Annotated in this window: 12 protein-coding genes; 8 read left to right on the top strand and 4 right to left on the bottom strand. The window is 72.4% G+C overall.

The genetic code is table 11. The features are described from left to right. Window positions 1-864: 864 nt before the first annotated feature. Window positions 865-1,389 (bottom strand): hypothetical protein, encoded by a 525-nt coding sequence (locus OG948_RS60460; protein WP_406300997.1) that lies wholly within the window; start codon window positions 1,387-1,389, stop codon window positions 865-867. Between the two features lie 831 nt (window positions 1,390-2,220). On the opposite strand from OG948_RS60460, the gene OG948_RS60455 reads away from it, so the two are divergent. The 4 genes from OG948_RS60455 (at window position 2,221) to OG948_RS60440 (ending at window position 5,331) form a co-directional block, all read left to right on the top strand. Continuing rightward, a complete protein-coding gene (locus OG948_RS60455) occupies window positions 2,221-2,718 on the top strand; it encodes a hypothetical protein (protein WP_406300996.1) in 498 nt (165 codons plus the stop codon). A 313-nt stretch (window positions 2,719-3,031) separates the two neighbouring features. Beyond that, window positions 3,032-3,538 (top strand): hypothetical protein, encoded by a 507-nt coding sequence (locus OG948_RS60450; RefSeq protein WP_331733162.1) that lies wholly within the window; start codon window positions 3,032-3,034, stop codon window positions 3,536-3,538. A 236-nt stretch (window positions 3,539-3,774) separates the two neighbouring features. Next, window positions 3,775-4,089 (top strand): hypothetical protein, encoded by a 315-nt coding sequence (locus tag OG948_RS60445; RefSeq protein ID WP_331733159.1) that lies wholly within the window; start codon window positions 3,775-3,777, stop codon window positions 4,087-4,089. Between the two features lie 159 nt (window positions 4,090-4,248). Next, on the top strand, window positions 4,249-5,331 hold the full coding sequence (locus OG948_RS60440) for a hypothetical protein (RefSeq protein ID WP_331733156.1): 1,083 nt from the start codon (window positions 4,249-4,251) through the stop codon (window positions 5,329-5,331). A gap of 1,320 nt (window positions 5,332-6,651) precedes the next feature. Here the strand turns inward: OG948_RS60440 and OG948_RS60435 are convergent. The 3 genes from OG948_RS60435 to OG948_RS60425 form a co-directional block, all read right to left on the bottom strand. After that, a complete protein-coding gene (locus OG948_RS60435) occupies window positions 6,652-7,950 on the bottom strand; it encodes a hypothetical protein (RefSeq protein WP_406300995.1) in 1,299 nt (432 codons plus the stop codon). Window positions 7,951-8,080: 130 nt separating this feature from the next. Next, window positions 8,081-8,779 (bottom strand): hypothetical protein, encoded by a 699-nt coding sequence (locus tag OG948_RS60430; protein WP_331733150.1) that lies wholly within the window; start codon window positions 8,777-8,779, stop codon window positions 8,081-8,083. Window positions 8,780-9,212: 433 nt separating this feature from the next. Further along, a complete protein-coding gene (locus tag OG948_RS60425) occupies window positions 9,213-9,920 on the bottom strand; it encodes a GIY-YIG nuclease family protein (RefSeq protein ID WP_331733147.1) in 708 nt (235 codons plus the stop codon). A 731-nt stretch (window positions 9,921-10,651) separates the two neighbouring features. On the opposite strand from OG948_RS60425, the gene OG948_RS60420 reads away from it, so the two are divergent. The 4 genes from OG948_RS60420 to OG948_RS60405 all read left to right on the top strand — a co-directional run bounded on the left by OG948_RS60420 (window position 10,652) and on the right by OG948_RS60405 (window position 15,421). Then, window positions 10,652-11,632 carry a hypothetical protein gene (locus OG948_RS60420; protein WP_331733144.1) on the top strand — a complete coding sequence of 327 codons (981 nt, stop codon included), beginning with the start codon at window positions 10,652-10,654 and terminating at the stop codon, window positions 11,630-11,632. Between the two features lie 351 nt (window positions 11,633-11,983). Next, the gene (locus tag OG948_RS60415; protein ID WP_406300994.1) at window positions 11,984-12,559 is read left to right on the top strand and encodes a hypothetical protein; all 576 of its coding nucleotides are present in this window, start codon (window positions 11,984-11,986) and stop codon (window positions 12,557-12,559) included. A 407-nt stretch (window positions 12,560-12,966) separates the two neighbouring features. After that, window positions 12,967-14,658, top strand: a complete 1,692-nt coding sequence (locus tag OG948_RS60410) for a CopG family transcriptional regulator (RefSeq protein ID WP_331733139.1) — start codon at window positions 12,967-12,969, stop codon at window positions 14,656-14,658. An 88-nt stretch (window positions 14,659-14,746) separates the two neighbouring features. Next, window positions 14,747-15,421 (top strand): DUF3800 domain-containing protein, encoded by a 675-nt coding sequence (locus OG948_RS60405; RefSeq protein ID WP_331733136.1) that lies wholly within the window; start codon window positions 14,747-14,749, stop codon window positions 15,419-15,421. Window positions 15,422-15,509: the final 88 nt, after the last annotated feature.

The raw sequence follows: 15,509 nt of genomic DNA, 5'->3' as shown, positions 1-15,509 counted from the left end.
GATACGCCGATCCGGCCCGCCGGCAGGGGGGGAGAAGCCGGCGGGCCGATCCCGGCCGTCGGACCCGATTGGGAGGGCAAGCCCCGACGACCGTGTCGTGACGCTACCGACCCCCACCGACAACGCCCGGCGAGCCGGCGAACGACCGACGCGTCGCATCGTCCGCCCGGCCGCGACGGACCGCACGCATCGCCCCACCACGAGACACCTCCGAGCCCCACCACGAGACACCTCCGAGCCCCACCACGAGACACCTCCGAGCCCCACCACGAGACACCTCCGACCCGGTGAACACATCCCCACACGCACCCCCACGGGCGGCCGACACAAGCTCGCCCCCCGCACCGGACCGCCCCTGCACCCCGCTGCGCCGCTTCCTCGACCGCGAACTCTCGGCCGGAGCGAGACCGTTGCGCGAAAGCTCTCCCACGAACAGCACGTCCGACCGGGCCGACCGCGAGGCCCACCCGGCGGGGGAACGGAAGCCGGCACCGTCGGAACCGCGATCGACCAACCGCTGCTCCCGGCCTTCACCGCCGCACAACCGGTCGACCTCGCGACACCCATCGGCGTCGCCTGCTGCGCCGCCGCGGGAAGCCGTCCCGCGTTGCGCCGGATACGAAAAGTCGGCGGCCGACCCGTCGATCGCCTCGCAGAGACCGTCCACGCCCTGCGCCCCGACAATCGAGGCTCTCCTCTCGACCGCACCCACCAGGCACCGGGCCCCGCCTGCTTGCGGTCGACAGCCCGGTACCGGGCCGCGACCGCACCCTGTTCGCTGTCGACAGCCCGGCCCCCACCTCACCCGCACCACCACCGCCGTGCGACGGCCCGTCGAGAATTACCTCGACCTCCGAACGGCGACTACGGGAGCCGCTCGATGAACGGCGTCCCGGGCAAACCGGCGGCCACCCCGTGGGAGTAGTCGTAGGCGGTGTCCTCGCCCAGCATGTCCTCGCACGTGAGGAACCGGTACATCCATTCGGAGAAGCCCATGGCGTAGCCCGGGCAGTCGCCGTCTCCGACGTGCACGACGACCTCGGACGAGTCCCGACGGACGAACACCACGTGCCCCTCGTCGCTCGACAGACAGGGAATCAGACCCGTGGGCCCGGCGAAGATCGGCTCGGGCAGGTCGGCCCATTCGGCGTTCCTGAAGGCCTCGGTGGTTTCGACGACCCAGGCGTCGAGCCCCCAACGCCGCACACCCGGCCGCAGGATGTAGAGCTTGCCGTTCACCAGGCACGGTGGCACCGAGTCGACGAAACGTTTGTAGTCGTCAGGGAAAGCGGTGCCCAGCGGCGCCTCCAAGCGCCCCCAGGCGGGATCCTCGGGGCCGGCCACCCCGAGACCGAGCAGGCGCCGCACCTCCGCTTCAAAATCCGGCACCTGCACCTCGGCAACCTCGGGCGCTCCCGCGGAACGCGTTCGTCACAGCCTGGGGCTCCCCGGCCCGGCAGCGCGCTTCACCCCGGATCGATCCGCCTCGCTCGCACTCACTGCTGCGCCTATTCAAGCGCGCCCCCCTGCGAGGTGTTCCTCGACCCCGGCCGGTCCTGGCGCACCGACCGCACCGCCAGGCGGAACTGTGCGTTGCCGTCACGACATAGAGGGCACAGCCCCGAAACGGCCGGGCATGCTCTTCGTTCGCCACTTGCCGGAACGCTCGGCAAGGATCGGGAGCCAACCGACAGTCGAGGGCCGGGGCCGTGCCGTGCCGGCCGGTCACGAGTGCCTTCGGCGTCGCCGGCGCGATGGCCACGCCACCCCGGGGCAGTTCGACCCGGCCCGCTGGAAGCTCGGGTTGTCGGGTGGCTCCCACGGGCATGGTGTCCGACCCCGGGTCGGCGGCCCGCGGGTGGGGATTCAAGGTGAGCGACTCTGTCCCAACCCTGAGCGGGGGGTGGGGAATTCCGGGCGCGGCCGTGGTCTCGCGTGGCCCGGATCCTCGCCTCGTCACCTGCGATGTCGGATGGTGAGCGGGTGGTTCGTCGCGAGCGGGACGTGGAGCTCGGTCGGTGGGCACACGATCGACGTGGTGCCTTCCGGCACCGGATCCTGCGCCGTCCGTTGTGGTGAGCGTCACCGGCCCGGTGGGTGCCTCTTCCCGGTTGCCGCCGGTTCGGGGGTGGGTGTCGGCGAGGTTCGGCGGGTCCCGCAACGCTCCTACGTTGGTGGGCGCCGCATGATCCGTTCACCACCCGTGAGGAGACATCCTTGATGCCCGATTCCATGCCCGAGTCGATGCCCGAGTCCATGCCCGAGCCGGGGCCCCTGTCGGAGTCGGAGAGCGATGATCCGTTTCCCGCCGGCCCGGACGGCCGAGTGCCGGTCGATTGCCTGCCCTGGGTCCCGGAGGACGACCACGAGAGCGACGGCTGGGCGTGGACGGGCGCGATCAAGCCCCTGTGGCATGCCGTCGCGCTCTGGGGATCGGAGGGATGGGACCTGGGGGACTGGCCGTACGTCATCGTTGCGCACCACGACGACGACATCGGGAACAAGTACTTCGGGCTTGCCGTGTACACCGAGGGCGACGTCCGCGTGGACGCGTACCAGGGGCGGGCGGCCCGGGACGCGGCCACCGACGAACTCGCCCTGTACCTGTGGCACCAGTCCGGGAGCGGCGACCCCGACGCCCCCGCGCCCGACACGCCCGCGAACCTGATCCCGGAGCGATTCCGCCATCCCTACAACCCCACCGACGCCCCCGGTTGAGCGCACCGCCGCCGTGAGGCGACAGGGGTCGGGTACGCGCGGTGCGCGTCCCGACCCCCGTCGGCGGTCCCGGCGCAGTTCGTGAGCGTCGGCGTGGGTCCCCGGCTCGCGCCCCGCGCGTCCGGTCCGTTGCGGCGGATCGGACCGGCGCGCGACTCGGCGAGACCGGGCCGGGTCGTCTCCGCGTCGACCCCTCCCCGGTGCGGCCGGTCCGGGGGTGGGCGCCGGCCGGCGGCTCGGGGCCCGGGGCTGCCCGAAACTGATGGGGCAGGCCGGTTCGCGGCCCGAACAGCCCCCACGCGAAAGGCACTTCATGAGCGACCAGTCCCGCTACCGTCACGCGGACATCAGGTTCGGGCACCACTCCACCGGGTGGGGCCGGGTCGTCGTGTCGCTGACCGCGCCGGAACCCGGGAACGGATGGCTCGGCCACGACGCCGCCGTCCGTACGGTGCGATTCGTGGCCGCCCACGGCGTCGGCGGCGTCCTGGGCAGGTTGACGGACCCCCACGCAGAGCACTCCCCCATGGGAAGGGCGGAGTCCGCCATCGTGGCCGTCTTCGGCTGCCCCGAAGGCGGCGAGTGCTCGGTCATCGCCGCCGCCACGCCCGGATGCGGGCTGTTCGTGCTCCGCCCGGACCGGACGATGACCCACCTCCGACCGGAACTCGAAGGATCCGGGCCGCTGCCCGTGCCCTTCGGCGCACGGGTGCTCCTCACGCAGGCGCCCTTGACCCCTGCGGACGCCATGGAACGGATGATCGCCGGTGCGGTGGGCGAGTTGGACCCGCAGTGCCCGGATCTGCTCATCACGCCGTGACGTGAACCGATCGGGACTCGGCGCGCCGGCCGCGCCGAGTCCCGACGGCGGCCGAGAGTCGTGCCCGGTGCGTTTCGGCCCCCTTCCCGGTTCCGGCCGGTCCTGGGGTGGGGTGTCGGCGGCCGGGGCGCGCCCCGGGACGTTCCTACGCTGGTCGGACACATCCACCCGCCGCGAGCCGTCGTTCGCCACGCGTATGCCGACTCGTCGCCCCTCGACCAGACCCCGGACAACCCATGACCCACGTGCCTTCGTACCGGCTCGATCCGGGCGACCGCCTCGTCACCACCGCCCTGGAGATCACCCACGCCCGAGGCACCGCGCAGACGTCCCGGACCCGTACCGCACACGCCGGCGGCCGGCTCGACGCGGACGACCTGCGCAAGGTCGCGCAGATGTACCTCAAGCACCTGCCGCACGACCTGTTCCACCGGGTCGCCACGAGTGCGAACCCCGTCGAGACACTCCACGGAATGCTCGCGGCGGCATTCGCGACCGGCCTCGACGTCGGTGACGAACTCGGCCGAGTCCGACCCGATTCCACCACCTGAACAGCCGTCCGACCGACACCAACGGGGACGCGATCGCCACCCACGACCGCGAGCGGGTTCGCCTCCCGCGTCGCACGCACGGCATCACGACCCGAACCGCGACCCCGAAACAAATCCGCGACCGGGAAAACCCCCGCGAATACCAGGAGAACCCCCACCATGCCCGAAAGCGCCCGAAGCGTCGCCGACCTCCTCGCGATCCACCTGGACCAACTCGGATTCCCCTACCCCCACGGCACCCGACACCGCCTCACCGGCGACCGACTCGTCAGCACGATCGTGCGCGGCGAACACCTGACCCACCCCCTGCGCCGGGCCCAGGCCATCGCCCGACACCTGGACCGCAGCCCCCACGGCTGGACGGCCAAGGCCACCGCCGGAGTCGGCACCGACCCCGACACCGCCCACGTCACCGTCACCTGCGGCCCCAGAGGCTGGACCAACGGCGGCGACGGCACACGCCTGCCCATCCACGACGTCGACACGGTCCGCGCCCGCCTCGTATACGACGTACCCGCCGGCGCGTTCACCGACAAACCCGAGAGCGCCACACGATTCACCCGCGCCCACGTCCACGCCGAACTCGCTCGCGTCCTCGAACAAGGACACCGTGTGTGGGCCCTGCCCGGCGGAACGGTGGCATTCGAACACGACGGGACACAGGTGCTCCTGCGCCCCTCCGACCGGACGACCGTGGTCGGCGGCGACACCGGCGACTACATGCCCGGCGTCGCGATCACCCTCGACCACGGCCTGACCGCGATCCGCGAACAACCCCACTACCGCATCGACCCGGCCGGCGGAGGGACCTGGAAACGCACACGACACAGCGAACCCGACATCCTCACCGGCCGCGAAGTCGCCGGCCTCATCGAAGACCTGATGAGACGCCGGCCCCACGGCGGCGCGACCGTGAAAGACGGGACCGTGTACATCGCGTGGGGGCGTGGGACCCAGGCGGCCCGATACGTCCCCGTCGACGTCCTCCCGGACGACACCGACACAGGACTCGCCGACCACCCCGCCTTCCGACCGGACGGTCACTACGCGGAGCACACGGTGGACGCGCACGGCACCGAGGACCCGACCGCGCGGACATCGAGCATGAAAGGCCGAGACGTCGCCCGCACAGCGGACGCGGCCACCGAACTGGTCGTCATCGACGGCGCCGGCGTCGTCGACACCCGCACCACGAACCGTCAGGGCCAGACCACCCGCCGCCGGTACCGGCCCCTGACATAGACCCGGGCCGCCACCCACACGCCGCCGTCGGGAGCGCGACGACCTTCCGACGGCGGCACGACCGAACCCGGCACCCGCCCGGCGGGCCCCGCCGACCCGCCCCGGGAAGGGCCCCGCGGCACCACGCCACGCACGGACCACCGACGGACCCGTCACACCTCCCGAACACCCTCACCTCCACCCACCCCCACCAAGCCCCTCCGCCCATCACCGGCCGGCCTGCCTGCCCGCTCCTCCACCCGCCGTCTCGTCTCCCGCCCGCCTCACCCCTCCTCGAATCGCCACACCCTCCCGACACATCACCCGGCACCCGCCCAACCCCCCTTAATCGGACCGGACGTGAAGCGCCGACATCCGCCGTGACCTGCCCGTTCGCAGGGACACCCCTATGGGGACGGCAGTAGGGGAGGAACAACAGGCAGACCTACACCCGACGGGGCCGAACGAGACGACGGTGCGCACGCCCGGACGACGCGGTCGTCCCACCGGCGACCCCTTCCCGACGACCGAGCACGCCTGGCGACACCGGCGCGACGGGGCGGCCGATGTCGGTGGCCCAGGCGATGCCGGCGGACACGGAACCAGCACCGCGTGGGGCGAGTGCGGCATTGGCCCCCACGGGTGTCCGGCGGCGGCGCGAGTACCGAATCCACTGCCCGGGAGAGGAATCAGGGTGCGACCCGGCGCCGGGCGCGACGCCGCGCCGGTGCCGATAGCCGGTCGAGAGCGTCCCGCTGTCCACCGGTGAACACGACGAACAGCCGCTCCACGGCGGCGCATCGACCGTAGCGCCCGGGCGCCGCGCCGCGGCCCGGAACCCGCCGCACCGCGCCGAGCCCCTTCGCCTGTCGGCGTGTTCGGCCCCGAGCGCCTGACGGCCGCGTCCGGCCGCGGATTGCCCCGCCCCGTCGTCGAGTGCTCGTTCGACCGCGCGTCGAGGGCATGGGGGCGACGACGGAGCCGGGTTCGTGGACACGGGAGCGACCGAAGCGACTCACGCGTCGAACGCTGCGCACCGTTCGTCCGATCGGAACATCGGCGGGCCGTGCGGGCCGCCGTCGACGCGCGAACGGCGGCCCTGGCATCGGGGAGACGACGAAACGCGCGGCGGGGGCGTGGCCCGTACGACGCCCCGAGCCGTCATCGAGAGCCACACGATAGGCGCCACCCCCGTCACCGAGCGGCGAAAAGCCCGAGAACCCGGCATCGGGGAGCGCCGATTGCGTGAACGCGCCTGCAGGGCAGCTCCGTGCCTGTCCTTCCGTGCGGAGGCCGTTGCAACCACGTGCCGGTGCCGCCCGCACCGGTGCCGACGGGTCCTCAGCCGGGTTCCGCGTGGACGAGGGCATGTTCCTCGCGGACCAGGGCCCACAGCGTCGCGGGGTCGACCAGGTCGGCGCAGGCGGTCTCGGTGGCGCCGCCGTACGGCATCCGGTCGGCCGTCACGAACGCGGGGACCCGCAGCTCGTTGCGCAGCCGGTACAACACCTGTTGTTCGACGTCGAAGGCGTCGGCTCCGTACGCGAACTCCACGCTGGACACCACGCTCCACCCCGCGCGACGAAAGGTCGCCAGGCGGGTGGTGCCCGGGTTGGTGATGCCGACCTTGACCGCGTTCAGGCCGGGATGATGGAGCACGTACACCAGCGCGGGCAGCCCGTGGTCGAAGCCGAACGGGCGACATCGGCGACAACCCCCGCTCCCGCGCAGCGCCTTGCGGTATTCCGCGCCGCACCCGACGCACCGCACCCGCCACGGCGCCCGGACACGTCCCGGATAGGGCTCCAACGGCAGCTGCCCGCGCGCCACCATGCGCGCGTGGGCCTCGGCGGGCTCCACATGGGCGTTGCCCGAACACTGCCGGCAGACCCGCAGCCCGATCCTGGCCATGTGATGGGTCGGGAACACGACGCGGCGGCACGGCCGGTGCCGGCACTTCCATCGAGACGTCGAGGATCGGTAGGGCTCCAGCGGTTCGAGACCCATCGCGCGCATGTCCGCGACCGCCCGCTCGGCGAACCCCGCCCGCCGGGCCTCCACCGCCCGGGACTTCCCGCACCGGACACACCCCGTGCCTCCCGCACGCACCGAGCCGTACGCGGGCGCGCCCACCAGACCACAGGCCAGGCACAGGCACCGCCACGGTGCGCCCGCCCCCGGATAGGACTCCAACGGCTCCAGACCCCGGCCGCGCATGAACGCCGCCGCCCCCTCGGAATCGATCGCCACGCCGCCGGAACACACCGGGCACCCCCGACCCGCGATCCGCACCTGGACGAGCCGTACCGCCACCACCCGCCCACACGAGGCGTGCCTGCTGCGCCAGGCCCGGTGCGCGCCGGGGTAGGGCTCCAGCGGCTCGAACCCGGCCGCGCGCATGTCCGCCTCCGCGCGCGGGTGTTCCGCATCGAGCAGCCGCGCCGCGACACGCGCCTTGGAGCAGACCCGGCAGGCGCGGCCGCGCGATTTCAGGTGCGCGTACCGGGGCGAGCCCTCGGTGCCGCACTCCGTGCACACGCACCGCCACGGGCGCAGCGCTCCGGGATACGGTTCCAGCGGTGCCCAGCCGACGGCCCGCATCGCGGCCTCCGCACGCTCGGGCGGGACGGGCGCACCCACACGGACCCCCCTTCGAAGGATCGGATCGGCCGGGACCATAGCGGCCCTGGCGAGCGCGGTCGCCGATCGAGTTCGGCGCCGCCGTCGGTCCCGCGGTCGCGTGCCGCCGGCGTCGCGGGGGATCGGAAGGTCATGTGCCGTGGTCCGGTTCGGGCGGCAGGGCCTGTTCCAAGGCGAGCGCCACGTCCTGGAGCACTTCGTCGCGGGGCCTGTCGGTGGCCCGGGCGAGGCGGTCGAGGAGTTCGACGATGACCAGGGTGTGGGCCGACAGCTCCCTGTCGTGCGCGACGGCCAGGTCGTGCAGCGCGGTTTCCAGGGTCGCCCGGTCGCGGGCCGACAGCCGGGTGAGGCGGACCGGGGCCGGTTTCACGGCATTGACGCTGCGGACCAGGTCCCAGCGTTGCGTCGGCGGCGTGTTCGGGTCGCCGAGGATCGTGACGGTCCGGATCACGCGTGCCACCAACTCGCGCGCCGGCGTGCGGTCGATCCGGTGCGGAGCGGGCGCCGTTCCCGGCCGCCACACCGACAGCGAGGCGTCGTCGTCCGCGTCGGGCTCGACGTGATACCCGGCCGCGCGCAACGCAGCCGCGTACCGCGCGACCTCCCCGCGGCCGGGCAGGGACTCGGACGCGCACGCCAGAGCGAACGGCCCGCCGTCCGCGCCGCCCTCGACGACGAAGCCCCCACGACGATCGGAGAACTCCCGACACCGCGCCCGCCGCAACACCCGGCGCACGTCCTCGGCGTCACGGTCGCGCTCGGTCCACAACGGCCGCCCACGCCGCCCGAAACCGAACTCCGGCGCCTCGCCACGTCGTCCACCCCACATACCGTCGACGGTAGAACCCCGTCCACCCGCGTGTCCGCCCATTCCGTGGTCTCGGACGGTGGTTGCCGAACCGGCCGAAAACGCATGCCGTCGACGTGACGGTCCCCGATAGTCGGCGCCCACCAGCGGGAGGCGCTTCACCGAAGCGGCGACACGATCCCTCGGTCGACGCGAAAGTCCCGCCACAGGGAGCGGACTGGGCAACCCTGGAGGCCGATCGAGGCCTGGTCCGGTGATCTGCCGACTGCGCACGGCTGCGAGGTCGAGCGTGGAAAGAAGCGGGACGTCTGGGAAGGCGATCCCGACACCGACCGCCGCCACCACCTGCCCACCCCGGCCCCTGCCCCCGCCTGAACACCCGACCACCGATCCCGGTCGGTCGCCGCACGACACTCGGCCCGTCGCGGCGCGGCGCCTCGAACCGCCATGGCGTTCACGGCAGTGCCGGCGGGTCCCACAGCAGCGCGTACTGCGGGTCGTTCGCGAAGCGCGCCGCGGCCGACCGGACCACCGCGCACGGGTACGGCGCCCGGCAACGCTCACAGTGACCGTGATGATGAAGCGTCAGACGTGTCAGTGCCTCGGCCCGCAACGGCCACGCGGTGTGCTCCGGGATCGTCCGACCGTGCCCGCGCGCGACCTCGGCGCGTTCCGCCATCAGCCGGCCGCACGGCGGGTGCGGGCTCCACCACGACTCGAACGGCACCTCGTGGCCGCAGATCTCGGCGGTGGCCTCGTCCCACGCCTTCCACGCCTGCGCGCCCGCCCCGAGCCCCGGACGGGGTCCACCGGCGAGGCGTTCCTCCAGCCAACGATGGCGGAAGCAACGGGCGGCAGCCTCCCCGGTCTTGGCCTTGTTGTGGCGCGGATGTTCGGTGACCACGGCGAACGACTCCGCGAACTCGGCCCGCGGGCGGGAGTCGAACCACTCGATGCGCGTCGACGCGACCTGCGGCCACCATTCCTTCGGCTTCGACCGCCCGTTGCCGTACCGGTGCCCGTGGAACCTCTTCCTCGGATCCACGGAGATACCCACGTACAACAGGACACCCTCGACGTCGAACAGCCGGTACAACGCGGTGCGCCGGTCCTCGAGCACCGCCCGGCGAGCACGATGCCGCTCGAACTCGTCGCAATCCATCGGCCCCACCGAAACCCGTTCCGACGCGTCCCGCCCCGCCTCGACACAGCCGATGACGGGGCCGCCCGCGGGCGGAGACGTCGTCCCGGCCCGACGGAACACCCACCGGAGCCGGCGCCGGAATCGACCGCCACCACCACCCGACGCCGCCCCGCCCGGGCCCGGCTCGGCGCCCCGCCCGGAATCGTTCACGACAGGACAGGCCGCCGGATCGGCGGAAACCGCTCCGCCACGCACCACTTGTCGTAATCGTCGCCGCATACCAACCATCGTGGCATCGACTTGGCCCACCGAACCGCAAAACCGGAAACGGCCGCTACACCACCCCACCCGACCCCGCTGCGCCGCCGCGGGGGCGGGCAGGCCCGGGGACAAACCACCGTCTCGGCGAGGCCTTCGCATGGCTGGGGCCATGGTGTCCTCGACGGTTGGCGGTGTCGCGATGGGTACGGCCTCGACCGCGCGCGCACGCGCCGTCGAGGCCGACCGGTTCACCGCCGTCACGGGGCACAGCCCGCACACCACGCCGCGAGGCGGATATGAGGACCCCACGAAGGCCGCCCGCCCACCCTGCCACCGACACCTTTCCCGGCGCGCGCCGTTCACCGAACCGGACGCATTCGTTCGCCACAGGCGGTTGGCGCGCCGGGTACAGGCCACTTTCGCCGACCGCGACCAGGGCGGCCGCACCCTCTTGCGCCGGAGTGAGTCGTCGGCTCTGATCGCTTCGTATGGACGGGAGCGAGGCCGCGATACTCGGCGCCGCCATCGGCGCGATCGCGGGCCTGGGAGGTGGATGGCCGACCGTACTCGGCCAAGGACGCCACCTGCGTGAGCAACAACGCGCCGATCGGGAGAGCCGGCGGGACGACCTTCGGCGCGACGCCTACCACGCGTGCATCGACGCCTCGCAACACCTGTCCACGGCGCTGTGGAGGCTGACGGATCAATTCCGCCGGGACGCCGACACCCCCACGCAGTGGCAGGCGGCGCTCGACGAGGCACACGACGCCTGGACACGGTTCGGCGCCGCGTCCGCCGCCGTGACCGTGGCCGGCCCCCGCCCGGTCGCCGACGCCGCCGACACGCTGTACGACGCACTCGCCGCCATGCCCCGAGGACTCGGCCTCGGCCGCCCGGTCGACGGCGCAACATCCACCGCGTCGGCCGTGCCGGTCCCGGTCGCCTCGGGCGCGGCCCAAGGCCTGGTGTCGCCGGACGTGGAGGACCCGGTATGGGCCGACATCCCGCTCGCGCTGCGGCAGAACCTGGCCGTTCTCGCGTACCAGCTGGTGTACCCCACCCACCGCAACTCGTGCCCGCCACCGCACCGGACGATCCCCCCGGTACGCGACGTCGGACACCACGCCCGCCGCCGTCCCGGCCTCGAGCGCGACCGCGGTGTGTGCCTGGCCGGAGGTGACGCGTCCCGGCACCGCTGCCGCGTCGGATGCGAACACCGCCTAAGCGCCGCCCGCAAACACTGCCACCACGCCCGGGACTTCCCCGGCCGAGGAGGCCCCGGCGCCCACTCGGGAGACCCCCGGCGTCCCCGCTCCCGGGACTGGGCTCGCATCGCGTCGCGGCACGAGGCCGTCGCCGTCCCGGGCCACGACGACCTCGACCCAGGGCCAGGGCTACGCCGGCCGGGACTACTCCTACTTCCCCTCGATGATCACCCGCGCCGTCGACGAGGCGGGCCAGAGCTCTGACGGCGACCGCAGGTGGTGACAACAAGCCTGCGAACTCGGCGTCGGTGACAACAACGCTGCCTCGTTGGTGACAACCGTCCTGCTTCGTTTCGCGTTCAGCCGCAGTTCGACCGGCCGCGACGGTGACACCTATCGTGCGTCGGCACACAGGACTGTTGTGTCGGTAGCGGCCGCTATTGTCGACGCAGCGCATCTCGCCTGTGCGCGCCGACCGGGCCCACCCCCGGAAGCCGGTGAACCGTGCTGCCGCGCGGGTGCGAGCGACGACCGGTGCCGTGCCCCGAATCGCGCACCCTGGCCATGCTCGTGGTGGGACGAACCGCAACGTCAGGGCGCGACGAAGGAGAAGCGATGGCCCCGTCCTCTCGCAACACCACCAATCAAGAGCGGATCGCCCGCGCGCTGAACCGCTCGACCGGCTGCGGCTACCAGAAGGCCCTACAGCGCGTGAAGGCTGCGGCCGACGCGGGGCGGTTGCCCGCCAAGCTCGACCAGGCCGGACGCGAGGAGGCCGTGCGCATGCTCGCCAAGGACCACAGCTGGCACGGGCCCGTTCCGGTCGCCGTGGCGAGCGGTCCATCCGCCGGTACGCACCCCCCGGCAGTGACGCTCGGGCCGGACCGGGGAGGCCCGGCCGAGACCGTGGCCGACGCCGGCGCTCCGGACCGGCAGGGCCACCAGGGGCCGGCGGTCGACCCGGGCGACCTGCCCGGCTCGTTCACAGCGTCGATGCTCGAAACCCAGAGGTCGTTGGCGGCGCTCCGGAGTCTGCGGGAAAAGGAGCGGGTTGTCGCCGCCATGCGGGCGGAACGGGACCGAGGTTCGCCCCCTCATCTCCTCCCCGCCGTGTCGCAGAAAGTGGTGGAGCAGGTGGAACTGCTGCTGGAGCAGACCCGCCCCCTGCCGTGGAGCGACGAGCCCCGGTGAACCGCCGTCGGCCGGTCGCACCCATGCCATCGGCAGGCGCTCCGCCCGCACCTAGTGAGGGCCGCGTTCGGCATCTCCCACAGGCCGGGTCCCGGGCCCGCAGTTCGCGCGGGCTTCGCCATCGTCCAACGCCGATCGCCGATTCACCGAACGTTGATCTGCGGTGAGAATCACACGGGTTCGGCGCGACGGGCTACGCGGGCCGCGCCGTCGCCACCGGTCGGCGGCGCCGTCGATTACCGACACGGAGCCAAGACGCCGAGCATCCGACATATCGTGAGACCGCGAACGGACCGGCAGGTCAAGGGACCGGCGTCCGACGCGAGCCGCGAGAGCCCAGACACCGCACAGCCCCGGACTTCGCGCCGAACCCCCGGGAGCCGACGCCCCCACCGAGGAGCCCCGCCATGCCCGGCCACAAGGAGACCAACGTTCGGCTCCCCCTGTGCGCCCTCAGCGCCCTGACCACCGTGGCGGCCCGCCGCGGCGTCTCACGGGATGAAGCCGTGCGCCGACTCCTCGACGAACACATCACCCGACAACACAACCGGGAACCCCGAGCCCGCCTCACCCACATCGCAACCGTGCTCAAGTACCCGGCCACCCCGCTGTGGCGAGGAGAGCCGACGACGGCACGACCGCTGCGCCTGCGCCTGGTCCCCGGGACGGTGGAACGGGCCCGGGAGGTGGCGCTGCGCCTGCCGGGACAGCACCCCCGTGGGCACCACGACTACCAGGCCCGGTTGCTGACCGACGCGATGCTGACCGCCATCGCGGTCGAGGAACCGTTCTCCGACGAGTTTCTGGACGGCCTGACGCCCTTGCTGCGGCACGCCTCGGCGGTCGGGCTGTGGCATCTGGCCGCCGCCGCCACGAGCACCGCCCCCGAGCGAGCCGTCCACGAGGCCGCGCAGGAACTGCTGTACCCCTCCGACGCGTACGACGGGCCGTCCCTGCCATCGGATCCGGCGACACGAGAACGCCTGCTTCGCGTCGCCAGGGCACTGGACGAGGAGGTGTCCTGGCACTCGTCCGCCCGCTTCCGCGTGGCCGCCAACCTCGCCCGCGAACTCCTGCGCGGCCCCGACGCAGGCGCCCACGAGCAGATGCTCTACGACCAGGACAAGGACGGGCGATGGGGCGACCTGCGCTCCGACCTGTGCTTCGGGGCCGAAAACCTCGAACCGTACATGCAGGGCGTCACCAGCTGGGACTGGTCCGGTCGCGGCGGGGCGGCCGTGTGGCGGGCCGAACGCCGGGTCGAACTGCAGGACTTCGAGCACTGGCTCCTCACCCCCCACGCCGGGGCCGACGCGGGGACCGAGCTCGTCGAACACCTCGTGAAGCCGCCGGGTTGGCCCATCCGGCTTCCCCGCGGCTGGCGCGCCCTCCCCGGTACGACGACGCAGATTCCCGAGCGCTTCGCCCGGTGGGTGGCCCAAGGGCGGCTGCTGGCATTCCCCATCGACGACACACCCATGCTCTGGCCGCTTCAAGGCGCCCCCGACACACCCGGCGAGTGGACACCGGTGCCCGGCATCGAGCCGCTCGTGCACGCGGCACAAAGGCTGGGACCCCAGCGGATCAGCGGCTTCGTCGAAGCCATGCTCGTCGACTGGAATCCCGACTCCATCCTCGAGCACCACCCGCACGCCGTCCTGCGCCTGCCGGCGGACCGGGCGCTCGGCTTCGGGTTGATCGACTCGGACCGACTGCGCGAGGCCCGACTCGAGGCCCGTGAGGTAAACCAGGCCGCGATGACCGCGATCATCGACATGGTCGCGGAGGAGGCCCTGCGCGAGTACCTGCAGGAGGTCAGGAACAAGCCGGTGTTGTTCAAGAAGGCCGCCGACCAACTCCCCGGGGTGACGTTCACAGCCGTCGCGGCCACCTGGACGTGGCCGGGACGGTCGGTGGCCGACGAGGTCCTCGCGGGCACCGACGCCGCCATCGTGCGGTGGCTGGCCGGCTGGGCGCACCGGACCTGCAACCGCGTACTGCAGCAGTCGATGGAGCAGTCGTGGCGCGACGCCTTCCAGCACCACCCCGCCGACTTCTGGCGCCCTACAAGTGCGTGTGACACCGAGGATTACAACTAACGCACACCCTTCAGCTGAAATTCGGATGCGAACCGCCGTTCCGAACGGAACTCCCGAGCGGCAGCACCCGACCCGAAGGACCGCGATCATGAACAAGACGAAGCTCATCTACATCGACGACTCCGGCAGCGTGGACACCGGCGTGATCGTCTACGCCTGGATCGAAGTCGAGTTCCCCCACTGGAACGCCGCACTCGGCCGATGGCTGTCCTTCCGCAAGGACCTGGACCGCACCGACGGCATCCCGACCGCCCACGAACTGCACGCCACCAAGTTCATCCGCGGCGCCGGCGACCCCTCGCGCTTCCCGGACTGGAACCGGCACAAGGCCCACCGTGCCCGCGTTGCCCGAGCCGCCCTCGACACGATCGCGTCGCTGCCCGGCACCCAGGTGGGCGCCGTCCACCGGCACACCGACAAGCCGGGCGCCGCCTACCACGCCGAACGCGCCGACCTGTACGGACAACTCGTCCACCACCTCGACCGCCGCCTCGGCACCGCCGGCGACCACGGCATGATCGTCATGGACGGAAACGGCACCGACCCCACCTACCGCCGGCAACACCGGGCCTTAAAGCTGACCACACGGCACATCGTCGAAGACCCGTTCTTCTCCGGATCCGACACGAACCAGCCCGTACAGATCGCCGACCTCTTGGCATACACCGCGTACCACAACGTCCTCCGGACACCCACGAAGAAATTCATGTGGAACTGGTGGCCCGACCACCTCCCCGACGCCGCGCCACCCACCGCGATGTGAACCGCCGAGCACGCAACGGGCCCGGCCACCCGGCCGGGCCCGACAAAAAAGCAGACCCGGTAGTCCGAGTACTCGGGCCGGGTCCGCA

It is taken from the genome of Embleya sp. NBC_00888 (genome assembly GCF_045207655.1).
GTDB lineage: Bacteria > Actinomycetota > Actinomycetes > Streptomycetales > Streptomycetaceae > Embleya.
This window is presented reverse-complemented; position numbering and strand designations above follow the sequence as displayed.